The 16,093-nt window shown below is 73.1% G+C and carries 15 protein-coding genes; 9 read left to right on the top strand and 6 right to left on the bottom strand.

Annotation, left to right across the window (positions count from 1 at the left end; translation table 11 throughout):
- Nucleotides 1-61: 61 nt before the first annotated feature.
- From ACIQOW_RS23185 to ACIQOW_RS23150, 8 genes are all read left to right on the top strand, one after another.
- The gene (locus tag ACIQOW_RS23185) at nt 62-943 is read left to right on the top strand and encodes a glutamate ABC transporter substrate-binding protein (RefSeq protein ID WP_401088175.1); all 882 of its coding nucleotides are present in this window, start codon (nt 62-64) and stop codon (nt 941-943) included.
- 12 nt (nt 944-955) lie between these two features.
- Nucleotides 956-1,600 (top strand): amino acid ABC transporter permease, encoded by a 645-nt coding sequence (locus ACIQOW_RS23180; protein ID WP_188297898.1) that lies wholly within the window; start codon nt 956-958, stop codon nt 1,598-1,600.
- Nucleotides 1,597-2,466 carry an amino acid ABC transporter permease gene (locus tag ACIQOW_RS23175; RefSeq protein ID WP_401087825.1) on the top strand — a complete coding sequence of 290 codons (870 nt, stop codon included), beginning with the start codon at nt 1,597-1,599 and terminating at the stop codon, nt 2,464-2,466. Before ACIQOW_RS23180 ends, ACIQOW_RS23175 begins: the two co-directional genes overlap by 4 nt.
- 145 nt (nt 2,467-2,611) lie before the next feature.
- A complete protein-coding gene (locus ACIQOW_RS23170; protein WP_401088173.1) occupies nt 2,612-3,517 on the top strand; it encodes a LysR family transcriptional regulator in 906 nt (301 codons plus the stop codon).
- Between the two features lie 76 nt (nt 3,518-3,593).
- Nucleotides 3,594-4,175, top strand: a complete 582-nt coding sequence (locus ACIQOW_RS23165) for a cysteine dioxygenase (protein ID WP_401087824.1) — start codon at nt 3,594-3,596, stop codon at nt 4,173-4,175.
- A gap of 13 nt (nt 4,176-4,188) precedes the next feature.
- Complete coding sequence (locus tag ACIQOW_RS23160) at nt 4,189-5,310, top strand: YeiH family protein (protein WP_401088171.1); 1,122 nt, start codon at nt 4,189-4,191, stop codon at nt 5,308-5,310.
- 145 nt (nt 5,311-5,455) lie between these two features.
- Complete coding sequence (locus ACIQOW_RS23155) at nt 5,456-6,178, top strand: spermidine synthase (RefSeq protein WP_401087822.1); 723 nt, start codon at nt 5,456-5,458, stop codon at nt 6,176-6,178.
- 176 nt (nt 6,179-6,354) lie between these two features.
- Nucleotides 6,355-7,392, top strand: coding sequence for a TetR/AcrR family transcriptional regulator C-terminal domain-containing protein (locus ACIQOW_RS23150; protein ID WP_401087820.1), 1,038 nt, complete (start codon nt 6,355-6,357; stop codon nt 7,390-7,392).
- 144 nt (nt 7,393-7,536) lie between these two features.
- Here the strand turns inward: ACIQOW_RS23150 and ACIQOW_RS23145 are convergent, their stop codons facing one another.
- The 3 genes from ACIQOW_RS23145 to ACIQOW_RS23135 all read right to left on the bottom strand — a co-directional run bounded on the left by ACIQOW_RS23145 (nt 7,537) and on the right by ACIQOW_RS23135 (nt 11,011).
- The gene (locus ACIQOW_RS23145) at nt 7,537-9,384 is read right to left on the bottom strand and encodes a hypothetical protein (RefSeq protein ID WP_401087818.1); all 1,848 of its coding nucleotides are present in this window, start codon (nt 9,382-9,384) and stop codon (nt 7,537-7,539) included.
- 162 nt (nt 9,385-9,546) lie between these two features.
- Complete coding sequence (locus ACIQOW_RS23140) at nt 9,547-10,392, bottom strand: TetR/AcrR family transcriptional regulator (RefSeq protein ID WP_401087816.1); 846 nt, start codon at nt 10,390-10,392, stop codon at nt 9,547-9,549.
- A gap of 109 nt (nt 10,393-10,501) precedes the next feature.
- Nucleotides 10,502-11,011 (bottom strand): NUDIX hydrolase, encoded by a 510-nt coding sequence (locus ACIQOW_RS23135; RefSeq protein ID WP_401087814.1) that lies wholly within the window; start codon nt 11,009-11,011, stop codon nt 10,502-10,504.
- Between the two features lie 122 nt (nt 11,012-11,133).
- Here ACIQOW_RS23135 and ACIQOW_RS23130 point away from each other — a divergent pair, with 122 nt between their 5' ends.
- Nucleotides 11,134-12,357 (top strand): serine hydrolase domain-containing protein, encoded by a 1,224-nt coding sequence (locus ACIQOW_RS23130; protein WP_401088169.1) that lies wholly within the window; start codon nt 11,134-11,136, stop codon nt 12,355-12,357.
- 2 nt (nt 12,358-12,359) lie between these two features.
- Here the strand turns inward: ACIQOW_RS23130 and ACIQOW_RS23125 are convergent, their stop codons facing one another.
- The 3 genes from ACIQOW_RS23125 to ACIQOW_RS23115 form a co-directional block, all read right to left on the bottom strand.
- Nucleotides 12,360-12,683 carry a nuclear transport factor 2 family protein gene (locus tag ACIQOW_RS23125; RefSeq protein WP_401087812.1) on the bottom strand — a complete coding sequence of 108 codons (324 nt, stop codon included), beginning with the start codon at nt 12,681-12,683 and terminating at the stop codon, nt 12,360-12,362.
- A 253-nt stretch (nt 12,684-12,936) separates the two neighbouring features.
- Nucleotides 12,937-14,460, bottom strand: coding sequence for an aldehyde dehydrogenase family protein (locus ACIQOW_RS23120; protein WP_401087810.1), 1,524 nt, complete (start codon nt 14,458-14,460; stop codon nt 12,937-12,939).
- 507 nt (nt 14,461-14,967) lie between these two features.
- Nucleotides 14,968-15,915: a terpene cyclase gene (locus ACIQOW_RS23115; protein WP_401087808.1), complete on the bottom strand. Its 948-nt coding sequence runs from the start codon at nt 15,913-15,915 to the stop codon at nt 14,968-14,970.
- Nucleotides 15,916-16,093 lie beyond the last annotated feature (178 nt).

Raw genomic sequence — 16,093 nt, 5'->3', positions numbered from 1 at the left:
GACGACGCCCGTGCCGGGGCCCGCGAGGAGGCCGGCGGCGCGGGCGCGGGCGGGCGGGCGCGTGCTCGCCGCCGTCCTGCTGCTCACCGCGCTGGCGGCGGGCTGCGGCAAGCCTGGCACCCCGCCGCCCAAGGGCCCGCAGCCCAGCGCCCTGCCCAGCTACCAGGTGCAGGACGCCTCCGCGATCACCGGTTCCCCGACCCTGGACGCCGCCCGCAGCCGGGGCCACCTGGTGGTCGGCGCCAAGGAGGACCAGCCGTACCTGGGGCAGAAGAACCCGGCCACCGGGGTGTACTCCGGCTTCGACATCGAGATCGCCAAGATGGTCGGCGCCTCGCTGGGCTTCCCGCCGGACCGGATCCAGTTCAAGACCATCGCCTCGGCCAACCGCGAGACCGCGCTGCAGAACGGCCAGGTGGACTACTACGTCGGCACCTACACCATCAACGACAACCGGAAGAAGCTGGTCGGTTTCTCCGGCCCGTACTTCATCGCCGGGCAGTCGCTGCTGGTGCGCAAGAACAACACCACCATCCACGGCCCGGAGGACCTGGACGGCAAGAAGGTCTGCTCGGCGGCCGGCTCGACGCCGTACCAGCGCATCCAGACGAAGTTCCCCAAGGCCAGGCTGATCGGCTACGACACCTACTCGGCCTGCGTGGACAACCTGATCACCAACCAGGTCGACGCGGTGACCACGGACAACGCGATCCTGCTCGGCTACGCGGCCAAGGTGCCGGACGAGCTCAAGGTGGTCGGCCCGCTGTTCTCGACCGAGCCGTACGGGATCGGGGTGCCGAAGAACGACACCGTGCTGCGCGGCGCGATCAACGACGCGCTGGAGCACCACATGCGGAACGGCGACTGGCAGAGGGCCTTCGAGGCGACGCTCGGCCTCTCCGGGGAGCCGGCGCCGACCCCGCCGCAGATCGACCGGTACTGAGAGGGCCGCGCCGTGAAAACGCTGACCGACAACTGGTCGACCTACTGGGACGGGTTCCTCGGCACGCTCTCGCTGTTCGTGGTGAGCGCCGTGCTGGCGCTGGTGCTGGGCGTGCTGATCGCGGGCTTCCGGGTCTCGCCGGTCAAGCCGCTGCGGGTGTTCGGCACGCTGTGGGTGACGCTGCTGCGCAACACGCCGCTGACCCTGCTGTTCTTCATCGTGGTGCTGGGTCTGCCCCGGTTCGACATCACGATGCCCTTCTACACCTTCGCGGTGCTTGCGCTCGGCTGCTACACCTCGGCCTTCGTCTGCGAGTCGATGCGCTCGGGCATCAACACGGTGCCGACCGGGCAGGGTGAGGCGGCCCGCAGCCTCGGCATGAGCTTCGGGCAGACGATGAGCCTGGTGGTGCTGCCGCAGGCGTACCGCTCGGTGGTGGCGCCGATCGGCAGTGTGATGATCGCGCTGGCGAAGAACACCGCGATCGCCGGTTCGTTCAGCGTCACCGAACTGCTGGGCACCTACCGGACCATCAACGAACTGGGTTACAGCATCATCTGGACCTTCGTCTGGATCGCCGTCGGCTACCTGATCATCACCCTGGCCGTCAGCGCCGTCTTCAACCTGCTGGAACGACGAGTGGCGGTGTCCCGATGACGGTCGAATCCTCCGCGCTGTACGACGTCCCGGGACCGAAGGCGCTCGCCCGGCACCGGCTGTACGGCGGGATCGCGCTGCTGCTGATCGCGGCGGTGATCGGCTGGGTGGTCTACATGCTGTTCCACACCCACCAGTTCACGTCCGCCAAGTGGCAGCCCTTCGAGTACCGGGGCGTGCAGGACCTGCTGCTGCGCGGGCTCGGCAACACCCTGAAGGCCTTCGGCTGGACGGTGCTGTTCGCGCTGCCCTTCGGCGCGCTGCTCGCCGCCGGGAGGCTCTCCGACCACCGCGTGGTGCGCTGGTTCGCCACGCTGGTGGTGGAGTTCTTCCGGGCGATGCCGGTGCTGGTGATGATCTTCTTCGTCTTCGTCGCGCTCAAGGTGCAGCCGCTCTGGGCACTGGTCTCCGGGCTCGTGCTCTACAACGGCTCGGTGCTGGCCGAGGTGTTCCGGGCCGGTGTGCTCGCGGTGCCCAGGGGGCAGCGGGAGGCGGCGTTCGCGCTGGGGATGCGCAAGACCCAGGTGATGACCTACGTGCTGGTGCCGCAGGCCGTCCGGGCGATGCTGCCGGCCATCATCAGCCAGCTGGTGGTCGCGCTGAAGGACACCTCGCTGGGCTTCCTGATCACCTACGAGGAGTTCCTGCACGCGGGCAAGCTGATCGCCACCAACCTGGACTACGACCTGCCGTTCATCCCGGTGGTGATGGTGATCGCGCCGATCTACATCGGCATGTGTCTGCTGCTCTCCTGGCTCGCCCGCTTCGTGGAGCGGCGCAGCCGGCGCAGTCCGAGCATGCGCGGCGGGGCGCCGGTGGTGAAGGCCGGGGTGTCGATGGGGCTGCCGCCGTCGGCGCAGCAGTGAGCAGCCTGGTTCGGGGCTGAATCAAAGGTGCGGGTGGGGTCGGGGCCGGTACCTCCAAATTCCTCTTATGATTCTCGGACGCCGAAGGGTGCCCGCGGGGCGCTGACCGGAGTCGGTGGGTCGGGTAGGAGGGATCATGGAGCCGGTGTTCGATTCGCGGCACATCAGGACGTTCCACGAGGTGGTCCGGGCCGGCTCGTACTCGGCCGCCGCCCGTGAGCTCGGCTATACCCAGCCCGCCATCACCCAGCAGATGAAGGCACTCGAACGCGCGGTCGGCGTCCCGCTGTTCACCCGTGCCGGACGCGGACTGCGGCTCACCGAGGCGGGCGAAGCGCTCTCCCGGCACGCCGAGCTGATCCTCGGCAGCATGTCCGCCGCCCAGCAGCAGCTCGCCGCGCTGGCCCGGCTGCGCGCCGGCCGGGTACGGGTCTGCGCCTTCCCCAGCGCCAACGCCACCCTGATACCCGAGACGATGGCCCGGCTGCTGGCCGAGCACCCCGGCGTGCGGGTCGAGCTGCTGGAGGCCGAGCCGCCGGACTCCGTCCAGCGGCTGCTGCGCGGGGAGTGCGACATCGCACTGGCCTTCCGCTACCCGGGCGGGGCCACCGAGGTGCCGGACGGGCTGGACGAGATCCCGCTGATGGAGGACCTGCTCACCGTGCTGCTGCCGGTCGGGCACCCGCTCGGCCGCCGGCACGCCGTACGGCTGGCCGACCTCGACGGCGAGCGCTGGATCGCCGGCTGTCCGCGCTGCCGGGCCAACCTGCTGCACGTCTGCGCCGAGGAGGGCTTCGCACCGGACATCGTGTTCTCCACCGACGACAACCTCGCGGTGCAGTCGCTCGTCGCCGCCGGGGTCGGGATCGCGCTGATGCCGGCGCTGGTGCTCTCCTTCATGTGCCACCGCAAGGTCACCGGGCGGGCCGTCGAACCGCACCTGCGGCGGCAGGTGAGCGCGTACGTGCTGCGCGAGCACCGTCGGCTCCCCGCCACCGGGCTGGTACTGGACCACCTCCGGCAGGCGGCGGCGAGCCGGGTCGGCTGCTGACCCATAAGCATTGATGGGGGGATTGCTTAGGAACCCTCCTTGGACGTGATGGGTCGATGGGTTCGAACCTGTTGGCATGACACCCTCAATCACGGTCGGCAGCGACCGGCTCACCGAGCGGATGACCGCGCTGATCAGTGAGATCCGCGCCGTCGTGGACCGCGGACTCCCGCCGGAGCTCACCGCCTACCTGGTCGGCGAGCGCCTCGCCCCGCACCTGCTCGCCGCCCCGGACGGGTCCGACGCGCTGCTCACCGCCGCCCAGCGCGAGGGCGACCCGCAGCGCTACCGCCAGCACGTCCTGCACGCCGAGCAGGACGGCGGCTTCTCCGTCGTCGCCCTGGTGTGGCTGCCCGGGCAGCAGACCCCGATCCACGACCACGTCTCCTGGTGCGTGGCCGGTGTCCACCAGGGGCAGGAGAGCGAGACTCGCTACCGGCTGGTCTCCGAAGGCCCCACCGCCCGACTGGTCGAGACCGAGCACGTGGCCGGCCCGGCCGGCACCGTGGCCGCCTTCGCCCCGCCCGGCGACATCCACCTGGTGCGCAACTCCTGTAGCAGCACGGCGATCTCCATCCACGTGTACGGGGCGGACGTCTCGCGGCTCGGCACCAGCATCCGGCGGGTCTACCGGCTGCCCGCCGACCGGGAGCAGTGAGCGCGGCGTGGCACTGACCCTCCGCCAGCGCGCCGTGCGCACCGGCTCGCTGCCCCCGCTGCGCGGGGACGTTCCCGGCCTGCTGCTCGCGGCCCTCGGGGTGGCCGCCGCCCTCGGGGTCCACGCACTGGTTCCGGCCGTGCCCGAGCTCACCGCCGCCGTGCTGCTCGGCATGCTGGCGGCCCACCTGCCCGGGCTGCGCCCGGTGGTCCGCGGGATCGCCAGGCCGGGGCTGTCGACGGCCGGGAAGCGGCTGATGCGGCTCGGGATCGTCCTGCTCGGGCTGAAGCTCAGCCTGGGCGACGTGCTCGGCCTCGGCTGGGCCACCGTCGCCATGGTGCTCACCGTGGTCGCGGCCACCTTCGCGGGCACGCTCTGGCTGGGCCGGCGGCTCGGCCTGCCCGGGGACCAGCCGCTGCTGGTCGCCACCGGGTACTCGATCTGCGGGGCCTCGGCGATCGGCGCGGTCAGCCAGGCGGCGGGCAGTGAGGAGGAGGACGTCGCGGCCTCGGTGGCGCTGGTCACCCTGTGCGGGACGCTGGCGATCGCCGTGCTGCCACTGCTCCAGCACCCGCTCGGGCTCGGCGAGGTGGAGTTCGGGCGCTGGGTCGGGGCGAGCGTGCACGACGTGGGGCAGGTGGTCGCCACCGGGCAGACCGGCGGGGCCGGGGCGCTGCGGGAGGCGGTGCTGGTGAAGCTGATGCGCGTGGTGCTGCTGGCGCCGCTGGTCGCGGGGGTGGCCGTGGCGGTGCGGCGGCGGTTGCGGGCGGCCGCGATGGCCTCGGCGGTTGCCGTGGGTGTGGGTACGGGGGCGGGGGCTGCGGGGGGCGCGCTCGGTGGCGGGGCGGGTGAGAAGTCGGCGAGGACCGGCCGCCGTCCGCCGATCGTGCCGCTGTTCGTGGCGGGGTTCCTGGCGATGATCGCCCTGCGGACCACCGGGGTGCTGCCCGAGCGGGCGCTCGGCCTCGCCGCGGACGCCCAGAACCTGCTGCTGGCCGCCGCGCTGTTCGGCCTCGGCAGTGCGGTGCACCTGCCGACCATGGCGCGCACCGGCGGGCGGATCGCCCTGCTCGGGCTCGGCTCCTGGGTGGTCGTCGCGGGAGTCTCGTACGCGGGAGTGCTGGTCACGACCTGACGGGCCGGGGTGCGGACTCGGCTATTGTCGGGCGGGTGCCCGCCCTGCCCGTACGGGCAGGGCGGCCCCGCATTCGAATTCGCCCGAGTCCGCCGGTGTTTGCCTGCACCTGCCTGCGGTCGCCCGGGTTCGCCAAGGAGGACGGATGACCACCGCACTGCCCGGACGCGACGGCCAGGAGGCCGTCGTCACGCTCGACCGGCGGGAGGGCCCGTACGGCGAGGTGGTGCTCCGGCAACGCGGTCGGGACTTCGAGATCATCGCCAACGGCTGCTTCCTGATGGACACCGCCGACGGGCGCTCGGAGCGGCTGCTGGTGCAGGCCGCCCTCGACGAGCTGGACCGTACCGGCGCTCGTGCCGGTGACCGGGCAGAGCGGCCGTCGGTGCTGATCGGGGGCCTCGGGGTCGGCTTCTCGCTGGCGTACGCGGCGGCCGAGCCGCGCTGGGGACGGATCGCCATCGTCGAGCGGGAGACCGCGATCATCGACTGGCACCGGACCGGCCCGCTCGGAGCCTTCTCGGGTGGTGCGCTGGACGACGAGCGGGTCGAGGTGCTCCACACCGACCTGCTGGAGTACCTCGCGGCGGCGGACGGCGCGCGCTACGACGCGCTGTGCCTGGACATCGACAACGGGCCGGACTGGACCGTCACCGAGTCCAACGACGGGCTGTACGGCGCGGACGGGCTCGCGGTGTTGTGGCATCGGTTGGAGGTGGGCGGGGTGCTGGCAGTGTGGAGTGCGCGGCCTTCGGCGGGTTTCGAGGAGGTGCTGCGGGCGGCGGGGTTCTCGGACGTGGTGACGCACGAGATTCCGGTGGCCCGAGGGGTGCCGGACGTGGTGCACCTGGCTCGGCGGGCGGGCTGAGGCCGGGGGCGCGGCCGGGGGCGGGGTCGGGAGCGGTTGGCTCGGCCGGACTGGGTCGCGGGTTGCGGGTTACGGGTCGTTGGTGAACTTGGCGGTGGTGGACGGTGGTTGATGCCTCGTGTTTCAACCAGGTTCGGTGCCGCGGCAGTTGATCGGTCGGTGGGTGGGGGGATTGGGTGACTGAGAGCGGGAGTCCCTCGGAGCGGATCGCGGCCGAGCTTCGACGGCGCATCGTGGTGGGGGAGTTGACGCCGGGGGCTCGACTGCCCTCCACCCGGCGGATCACCCGGGAGTGGGGTGTCGCGATGGCCACGGCGACCAAGGTGCTGAACCGTCTGCGGGAGGAAGGGCTCGTCCGGGCCGTCCCGGGGGTGGGCACGGTGGTGGCCGGGAAGCCGGAGCCGGCGGTGGGCCGGGCGAGGCAGTCCCAGCCGGCGCCGCAACGGCCGTCGCGTGAGATGCCGCAGCAGACAGCGCACGGGGACGGGCGCTCGTTGGCCGAGCCCGCCGGGGCGCGGCGGGTCGGGGCCGGCGGCGAGCGCGACCTCACCCGGGAGCGGATCGTGGTGACGGCGGTCCGGGTGGCGGACGAGGAGGGGCTGGCGGCGCTGTCGATGCGCCGGGTGGCGACCGAGCTGGGGGTCGCGACGATGTCGCTCTACCGCCATGTGCCCAGCAAGGACGAGCTGTTGCGGTTCATGATGGACATGGCGTTCGGCGAGCAGCCGCTGTCCGAGCCGCCGGCGTCGGACTGGCGGGAGGGGCTGGAGACGGTCGCCCGGTTGCAGTGGCGGATCTACCGCCGGCACCCGTGGCTGGCCTCCACGATGTCCTTCACCCGGCCGGTCCTGGCGCCGGACGCCGCACTGCACACCGAGCGGTCGATGGCCGTCCTGGCGGGGCGGGGGCTGAGCTGGGAGGAGATGGCCCAGACGGCTGTGGCCCTGGCGGCGTTCGTGTGCGGGCTGGCCGTCCACTTCGAGCGGGAGGCCCAGGCCGAGCAGGACAGCGGATTGTCCGCGGACGAGTGGATGGAGCGCGTGGACGACGAGGACCACGAACGGCTGATGGCGAATCCGGAGCAGTTCCCGATGTTCGACGCGCTCAACCGGGGGCCGGAGATCGACATGAGCCTGGAGGCGCTGTTCGAGTTCGGGATGGCGCGGATGCTGGACGGGGTCGGTTCGGTGATCGAGCGGCGGGGTGACGGGTAGCGGGTGGCGGCGAACAGCCGACAGCCGACAGATAACAGATAACAGATTTCAGCTTTCGTTCGCTGAAATCTGTCGGCTGTCACCTGTTCGTTGCGGCCTGTTCGTCGCGTCCCTGCACAGCGATACCCCGGCTCCGGCCCTGGCTCAGCCGAACGGGCGGTTCTCCGGCTCGGCGTCCGCCTCGTCCGCCGGCTCCGGTTCGGCCGCGGACAGGTCCGGAAGGCTTCCGAAGGCGAAGGGATTGAAGTCCGGCGGCGGGATCATCACCGGAGTGCCCTTGCGCGGGGCCGGCTCTTCCTCGCTCTCGCTCTGCTCCGGACCCCGCTCCGCCGCTTCGGCGGCGGGCAGAGCCGGGGCCGGGACGACCGGCGGGATCGAGGGCGGCGGCGGGACGGCCGGCCCCTGAGCGGAGACGGTGGTGCCGAACGGGTCGGCCTTCTGCTCGCCCGCGACCGTGGTGCCGAACGGGTCGGCGACCGCGGTGACCGGAGCGGCCTCGTCGGGACGGGCGGCGGGCGCGTCGCCCGACAGCTCCGGGAGGTCGCCGAAGGCGAAGGGGTTGAAGTCCGGCGGCGGGATCATCACCGGCGTGCCCTTCGGCCGGCCCCCGGCGCCCGGCCCCGCGCCGCCCTCGGTGGCGGCTGAGACCTCCGCGACCGGCGCGAAGGGGTTGAAGTCCGCCGGAGGCACCCGTACCGGCGTGCCGCGCAGGTGCACCGGCACCTCCTCCGTCTCCGGCACCTCCTCGACGGCCGGAGCGGAATCCCGTGTCGACGCCGGAGCGGGCGCAGGCGCCGGAACGTGGCCGGCCACAGCGGTCGGCGCGGGTACGCCGTCCCAGCCGAACTGGATGCTCTTCAGCAGCTCCGCGAACGCCTCCGTGTACAGCTCCCAGTCCTCCGGCCGCGCCGTGGACAGCTGGGCGCACAGCACCGTCCCGCCGTCCGGCAGCGGTACGAAGGCCTGGACGGCAGAGGTGACCACCCAGCGCCGCTGCCCGTCGGCGGTCAGCGGCCCCGGCACCGGGACGGTCCGGCCCTCGACCAGGACGGCGGCCGGCCCGGCCGGCAGCAGGACGGTCCACACCTCGGCGTGCCGCCGGACGGTGGCCAGTTCGGTGGCGAGCGCGGTGATCGGCAGCGGGTGCCGGGCGAGCGAGACGACGAGGGAGGCGTCCGAGGCACGGTCGTCCAGCTCCAGGGCGCAGACGCCGGCGTACACGACGCCCGCGTCGCGGACCAGGTCGGCGAGGGTGGCGGAGATCACCGCGAAGTCCCGCCGGGGTTCCGGGCCGGTGGCGCTGAACAGTTCCTCGGAGACCTCGGCCAGGTGCCGGGCCAGTTCCTCGGCGGCCGCCACGGTGGCCGGGGCGGCACCGTCGGTCCGCCCCGCGTCGTCGGGCAGCGGCGGCACGGTGCGGACGGAGACGCCGGGCGGGCCGCCGGGGGAGGTCAGGGCGTGGAAGCCGGGCGGCACGACGAGCCGGACCTCGGTGCCCGCGCCGGTGGGCAGTTCGACCGGCTGCCGGGTCTGCTGCCCGGCTGCCAGCGCGGCCAGCGCCGGGGCGAACGGCGGGCGCAGCTTGGCGTCGGCGAACTCGCCGGTGACCGGCAGCTGGAAGAGCGCGGCCGAGGTGGTGCCCCGGTCGGCGATGGCACCGCGCACCGCGCCGCCGCCGTAGCGGGTCTGGAGCGCGGCGACCACCCGGTCGGTGAGCCGCGCGCCGGTGCCAGGACGGGCGGTGCCCGCGGTGGTGACCGTGCCGAGCCGGCCGAGGGCGCTGTGCACCGGGCCGTTGGGGGCCAGCGGCAGGCCGAACAGCGCCTCGGCGGCGGGGTGTCCGACCGTCCGCGGGGCGCTCAGCGAGGCCGCCGGATGGCGGGAGGTCTGCTCGTCGAAGAGGGCGTCGGTGAGGGTGCCGAGGGTCGCGCAGACCTGCTCCGCTGCCGCGAAGGGATTGGTCTCCGCGCTGAACTGGACGTCCTGGGTCACCTGGTGAGCCCCCCGCTCTGCTCCGTCTGCCGCCGGTGGTTCGGGTGGGACCGGGCCCGCCGCGGCGGCGTGTCGTCAGATCCCGGCTCATTCCTATCAGAGCCCACTGTCCTGACCGAACCGCAGGATGACCCGATGATCAAATCGGACGACCGCTCCCGGTCACTCGGCGGCGGCGCCGGTGGCCTGCGCGGACCCGTCCTCCGGGGCGTCCGCGGCAAGCGCGGTGACCGCCTCGACGATCCCCGGCACCGCGAACAGCCCGGCGAGGTCCCGCACCAGGCGTCCGGTCGGGCCGTCCCGGCGCTCGTCGGCGAAGAAGGTGGCCAGTTCGGCCGCGAGCACCGGCTCGCGGGCGGCGGTGAGGGCGAGCGCCGCGACGAACTCCTGCACCAGGTGCAGCTGGAGCTCCTCCAGCGGCACGGTGCGCTCGGCCAGCCACTCCAGCGAGGTGATCTCGGCGTTGGCGATCCAGGCCCGGACGGTCAGCCGCAGTCCGACGCTCGGCGCGGGGATGGCCAGATGGGCCAGGATCTGCTCCTGCGCGGCCCGCCGCACGTCGTCGATCACCGCCGAGGTGCCCGCGCTGGCCGCCACCGAGCCGCCGCGCAGCAGTGCGGCGAAGCCGGGCCCGTGGCTCTGCACGAAGTCCAGGTAGCGGCCCATCACCCGGTACAGCCGCTCCGACAGCGGCCCCTCCATGCGCTCCTCGAACCGGGCCGACAGCTCCTGCCCGGCTCGCCGCAGCGACTCCTCGTACAGCGCCTGCTTGCCGGGGAAGTAGTGGTACACCAGCGGCCGGGAGGCACCAGCCGCGGCGGCGATGTCGTCGATCGACACCTCCTCCGGCGGGCGCCGGCTGAACAGTTCCAGCGCCACGGCGATCAGCTGTTCCCGCCGCTCGTCCACGCTCAGCCGCCGACGCGGCCGTTCGCCCGCCGCCGCCCGGGCGGATGCGGAGGTCCGTGCTGCGCGGTCGGCCGTCGGCGACGGCGTACGGGAGGCCATGCGCGTCACCCTAGTTCGTCGATGGCGTTCCGGTGGAGCCAGGGGGCCACCGCTCCCCGGCAGGCCCCCGCCCGCAGGACCCGGCTCGAACGCCGAGGTCGGGGTGGGCCTATGCCGCCCGGAGGTCCAGGTAGCGGCGGTAGGCCTCCAGACCGTCGGGGACGAAGGCGTCACGGGCGAGGCGGTCGTCGAGTTCGGCGGCGGTGAGCCAGGCGTGCCAGGCGACCTCGGACTGCTGGGGGGAGACCGGGCCGTCCCACTCGGCCTCGTACATGTCGCACCACCAGGAGAGCCGGTCCTGCTCGAAGAGGAACTTGAAGAGCGGGCGAGGGGCGATGCCCTGGACGCCGAGTTCCTCCTCGGCCTCGCGGACGGCGGCTTCGACGTAGGTCTCGCCGGAGCCGACCACTCCGCCGACGAACATGTCGTACGCGCCGGGGGCGAACAGCTTGGTGTCGGTACGGCGGTGGACGAAGATCCGCCCGGCCGGGTCGCGGACCAGGATGAAGACGCAGCGGTGGGTGAGCCCGCGCCGGTACACCTCGCCGCGCAGGGCGGTCCCGATCACGCGGTCGTGCTCGTCGACGACGTCCAGGAGTTCTTCGGCAGGGTTGGTCATGGTGGACAGGTTAGGGTTTCGGCGCTCGGTTCGATCGAATTCCGGTCCGATTTCGGTCGAAGGGAATCGTGGTCGAACGTGAATGGCACGAGAAGCAGCGGAACTGGTCGAGGGCGGGGCGCGTGGTGGAGGTCTGGGGCGAGACGGCCGAAGGGTTCGAGTCCGTACGGGCGGCCTTCGTACGGAACTTCGCCGACTACGGCGAACTGGGCGCGGCCTTCGCGCTGTACGTGCGCGGTCGCAAGGTGGTCGACCTGTGGGGCGGCGACGCCCGTCCCGAGGTAGGCGGCCGGCCGGCCCCCGCGGTGCCGTGGACGGCGGACACCGCGCAGGTGCTGCGCTCGGTCACCAAGGGTCTGACCGCGACCACCGCGCTGCTGCTCGCCGAGCGCGGTCTGCTCGACCTGGACGCCCCCGCGGCCTCGTACTGGCCGGAGTTCGCGGCGGCGGGCAAGGGCGCGGTGCCGGTGCGCTGGCTGCTCTCGCACCAGGCCGGGGTGCCCGCGCTGGACGTGCCGCTGCGGCTGGAGGACGTGCTCACCTGGGAGCGCGCGGCTGCCGCCGTCGCCGCGCAGGCGCCCGCCTGGGAGCCGGGCACCGCGCACGGCTACCACCCCTACACCTTCGGCTGGCTGGTCGGCGAGGTGGTGCGGCGGGTGAGCGGCCGGACGGCAGGCCGGTACTTCGCGGAGGAGGTCGCCGGGCCGCTCGGGCTGGACCTGTGGATCGGGCTGCCATCCGGCGTGGCCCCCAGGGTCGGCAGGCTGGTCGACCTGCCGGCTCCGGAGGCGGCCAGGACCGGCCCGAGCGGGCTGCGGCTGCGGCCCAAGCAGTCCGTCCGGGACGCCTACCAGGACCCGGCCTCGCTGACCGCCCGCTCCTTCGCCTCGGTGCGCCCCGGGGTGGACCTCAACGACCCGGCGGTGCAGGCCGCCGAGATCCCCGGCGCCGGAGGCATCGGCACCGCCCGGTCGCTGGCCCGGTTCTACGCGGCGCTGATCGGCGCGGCCGACCGTACGGACGGCTCCGGTGCGCTGCTGCCGCCGCTGCTCGGCCCCGAGGTGCTGGCCCGCGCGGTCGGTCCCGTGGTGAGCGGCCCGGACCGGGTGCTGATCGTCAACTCGACCTTCGGCCTCGGCTTCTGGCGGCACGGTCCGACCGCGCCGATGGCCTCCCCGGCGAGCTTCGGCCACCCGGGGCGGGGCGGTTCGCTGGGTTTCGCCGACCCGGAGCTGGGGCTGGGCTTCGGCTACGTCACCAACGGCATGCAGCCGGGCGTCACCGGGGACGTCCGCTCGCGGAACCTGATCCGCGCGGTGCGGGGGTGCCTGGGGCTCGACCGGTAGCCTCAGGCCTGGCCGGTCTCGAAGCGGGTGACCTTCCCGGCGTCGACGGTGAAGCGCCAGGCGGTGCGCATCTCGCCCCAGGTGTCGTTGGTGAAGGTGGCGACCAGCGCGCGGCCGCCGTCCGATTCGGTCTGGACGTTCATCCGGCCGTGGGCGGTGAAGATCTCACGGTCGATCCAGTCGGGCAGGTTCCGGTCGGAGCCGTCGTCGGACATGGTCGCGTCCTCGGTGAGCAGCCCGACGAAGGCGGCTCGGTCGCCCGCGTTGATCGCGGTGACGACGGCGCGGACGACGGGGTCGCTGAGGTTGGCGGCGGCGATGGTCACGGGGGACTCCCGGAGAGGGCGACGGGTTGGGGGAGTCCTGTTCTACGGCGTTCGCGCGGGCCGTCCGGGCATGTCGGCGGCATGTCGGCGGCGCGTCGGCGAATCGGCCGCATTCATGTGCTTTGATCCCCGGAACAGGCGGTTCGCCCCCGGAGCCCGCCACGGGGAGTGGCGAAGGAGCGGGAGGTCCTCGGGCCTCCCGCTCCGCATTCGCACCAGGAGCCCCCGGCGGGACCGCCCGGGCGGGGCGGGCCTAGAAGAAGCCGACCGCGTCGGGGGAGTAGCTGACCAGCAGGTTCTTGGTCTGCTGGTAGTGCTCCAGCAGCGCCTTGTGGTTCTCCCGACCGATGCCGGAGTTCTTGTAGCCGCCGAAGGCCGCGTGGGCCGGGTAGGCGTGGTAGCAGTTCGTCCAGACCCGTCCGGCCTGGATGGCGCGTCCGGCCCGGTGGGCGGTGTTGAGGCTGCGGGTCCAGACGCCCGCGCCGAGCCCGTACTGGGTGTCGTTGGCGAGGGTGACGGCCTGGTCGAAGCCGTCGAAGCGGGTGACCGAGACGACCGGGCCGAAGATCTCCTCCTGGAAGACCCGCATCGCGTTGTCGCCCTCGAAGACCGTCGGTGTCACGTAGTACCCGCCGGCCAGCGCGCCGTCGAGCTCGGCCCGCTCGCCGCCCACCAGGATCTTGGCGCCCTCGTCCCGGCCGATCTCGAAGTACGAGAGGATCTTCTTCAGCTGCTCCACGCTGGCCTGCGCGCCGACCTGGGTCTCGGTGTCCAGCGGGTCGCCCTGGCGCATCGCCCGCACCCGGTCCAGGCCGTCGGCCAGCAGCCGCTCGTAGATCGACGATTCGATCAGCGCGCGGCTGGGACAGGTGCAGACCTCCCCCTGGTTGAGCGCGAACATCGCGAAGCCCTCGACGGCCTTGTCGTAGAAGGCGTCCGAGTCGGCGGCGACGTCCGCGAAGAACAGGTTGGGGCTCTTGCCGCCGAGTTCCAGCGTGACCGGGATCAGGTTGTCGGCCGCCGAGCGGGCGATCAGTCGGCCGGTGGTGGTCTCGCCGGTGAAGGCGAGCTTGCGGATCCGGGGGCTGGCGGCCAGCGGGGCGCCGGCCTCCTCTCCGAAGCCGGTGACGATGTTGAGCAGGCCGGGCGGCAGCAGGTCGGCGGTCAGCTCGGCGAGCAGCAGCACCGAGGCCGGGGTCTGCTCGGCGGGCTTGAGTACCACCGCGTTGCCGGCCGCGAGCGCCGGGGCGAGCTTCCAGATCGCCATCAGGATCGGGAAGTTCCACGGGATGATCTGGCCGACCACGCCCAGCGGCTCGTGGAAGTGGTACGCCACGGTGTCCTCGTCCAGCTGGGAGAGGCTGCCCTCCTGGGCGCGCAGCGCACCGGCGAAGTAGCGCAGGTGGTCGACGGCGAGCGGGAGGTCGGCGGCCAGCGTCTCGCGCACCGGCTTGCCGTTCTCCCAGCTCTCCGCGACGGCCAGCTGCTCCAGGTTGGCCTCGATCCGGTCGGCGAGCCGCAGCAGCACCTGCGCCCGCTCGGCGGCCGGGGTGCGGCCCCAGGCGGGGGCGGCGGCGTGGGCCGCGTCCAGGGCGGCCTCGACGTCCTCGGCGGAGCCGCGGGCGACCTCGGTGAACACCTCACCGGTGACCGGGGTCGGGTTGCCGAAGTACTCGCCGCGCACCGGGGGCGTCCATCCGCCGCCGATCCAGTGCTCGTACCGGGAGCGGTAGGCGACGATGCTGCCGGGGGTGCCGGGGGGCTGGTAGACGGTCATGCTCGGTGTCTCCTCGCTGCGTCGGGGCCGCCGGGCACGGCTCGGGCCAAGGGCGGCGCGCCGGACCGCCCGGTCGGGGGGTGGTCCGGCGGGAGGGTGTGGACACGCAATCGGAGCGGCGTCCCGCAGGGGCGCCCGCCGTCGAGCACGATAGCCGCCGGGTGCCCGGCGCGGCTACGGTCCGTACGGCGGTCCCGTACGGAGGGTGGGCCCGCGGGCCGTTCTCGGGGGTGTGCCGCGGGGTGCGCCGTCGTGGAGCGCCCAGGTGTCCCGGCGCGGATCGCCGCGGATCACCGAGGGTGTCCCGGACCGGATCGCTGACGCTGTCAGGACCGGATCACCGGGGGGCGTGCGCTCCGGCCGTGTTCCCGCGCCGTGCCGCCGCACGCCGCCTTGTGCCGGTGGGGCCGCTCTCGGGGCGCGCCGCCGCGCGCCGCCGCCTGGAGTGGCCGGCGATCCCGGGGCGTGCCGCCGCACGCCCGTCGGGCGGTTCCGGGCCCGCGCAGGTCAGACCGCGTGGTACCGGCCGGTGCGGGCCTCCCAGCTGAGGTAGCCGGCCAGCCAGGTGAGCAGCCCGTCCGCGTACCGTCGGGCGATCGTGCGTTCGATCCGGGAGAGGCCCAACTCGCGGTAGACGTCCGGCAGCCGGTCGCTCAGCTCGGCGCAGCGGTCGACCATCAGCTGGGCCTCGGCGATGACCGCCGCGCAGGCCTCCTCGGCCGAGCAGCGCCGCTCCCGCTGGACGATCATGACCAGGTTGTTCACGTCCCCGCGCGGCGCCTCCAGCGGGTAGGACCGCACGTCGTTGCTGAGTGACGGTATGTCGGCTGCCAGCTGACGGAGTTGACGTAGCACCGGGTGGTGCAGGACGGCGGCGGGCACCTCGAACTGACCGAGGCGTTCGACCATGTCGAAGATGGTCTCCATCGCCGCGGTGCCCCGTCGCAGTTCCAGGTAGCCGTCCCGGTCCGGTGGCCGGCTGGAGATCCGGCCGGCCGCCTCGGCCGGGTGACTGGCCAGGTAGTACTCCCAGTTGTAGGCCGCGCGGGCCTGCCAGCGGGCCGGCATGCCCTGCACGCTGCGGTTCCACAGGTCGGCGAAGGCCGTCTCGACCGCGGAGCCCTGGTCGGGGCGGGCGCCGTGCAGGACGGCGATCAGCCGTTCGCAGATCGGGGCCACCTCGGCCGGGCGGCGGCCGAGCGGGCCGTCGAACTGGTCGTCGAAGAGGAAGTAGAACCCCATCAGGTCGGCGGCCAGGGCGAGTTCGTCCGGTCCCGCGTCCGGATAGCCGAGCGCGGCGAGGTCCACCACCTCCCAGTGCGCGTAGCCGGGATGGTCGGCGTCGGGCAGCAGCGGGTGGCGGGTCAGCCAGTCCCTGTGCAGCGCGGTGGCGCGCAGGCCGTGCGGACTGCGGCGGTGCGGGAACGGGATCTGAAGTGATGTGTCGTCAGACATCGGACTCCCGGTGCAGCGGAGGGTGGGGGCGCTTTTTGTTCGAGCACTGAGCGTGGGGGGAGTTGACGCGGCGGGGAGCGGATGGCGGGGGCGGGTCGGGCAAGATCATCTGCGCCTCGAAGGCCGTAGGGTATCTGATGTAATGATCGGACGTTAGGGATATAGGGCAATTGCCCTT

It is taken from the genome of Kitasatospora sp. NPDC091335 (genome assembly GCF_044757205.1).
Lineage (GTDB): Bacteria > Actinomycetota > Actinomycetes > Streptomycetales > Streptomycetaceae > Kitasatospora.
This window is presented reverse-complemented; position numbering and strand designations above follow the sequence as displayed.

Excerpts from the sequence above, each read along its gene's own strand:
- ACIQOW_RS23175 (WP_401087825.1), top strand. The coding sequence starts at position 1,597 with ATGACGGTCGAATCCTCCGCGCTGTACGACGTCCCGGGACCGAAGGCG.
- ACIQOW_RS23135 (WP_401087814.1), bottom strand. The coding sequence starts at position 11,011 with ATGACCAACCCTGCCGAAGAACTCCTGGACGTCGTCGACGAGCACGAC.
- ACIQOW_RS23120 (WP_401087810.1), bottom strand. The coding sequence starts at position 14,460 with ATGACCGTCTACCAGCCCCCCGGCACCCCCGGCAGCATCGTCGCCTAC.
- ACIQOW_RS23140 (WP_401087816.1), bottom strand. The coding sequence starts at position 10,392 with ATGGCCTCCCGTACGCCGTCGCCGACGGCCGACCGCGCAGCACGGACC.
- ACIQOW_RS23115 (WP_401087808.1), bottom strand. The coding sequence starts at position 15,915 with ATGTCTGACGACACATCACTTCAGATCCCGTTCCCGCACCGCCGCAGT.
- ACIQOW_RS23155 (WP_401087822.1), top strand. The coding sequence starts at position 5,456 with ATGACCACCGCACTGCCCGGACGCGACGGCCAGGAGGCCGTCGTCACG.
- ACIQOW_RS23165 (WP_401087824.1), top strand. The coding sequence starts at position 3,594 with ATGACACCCTCAATCACGGTCGGCAGCGACCGGCTCACCGAGCGGATG.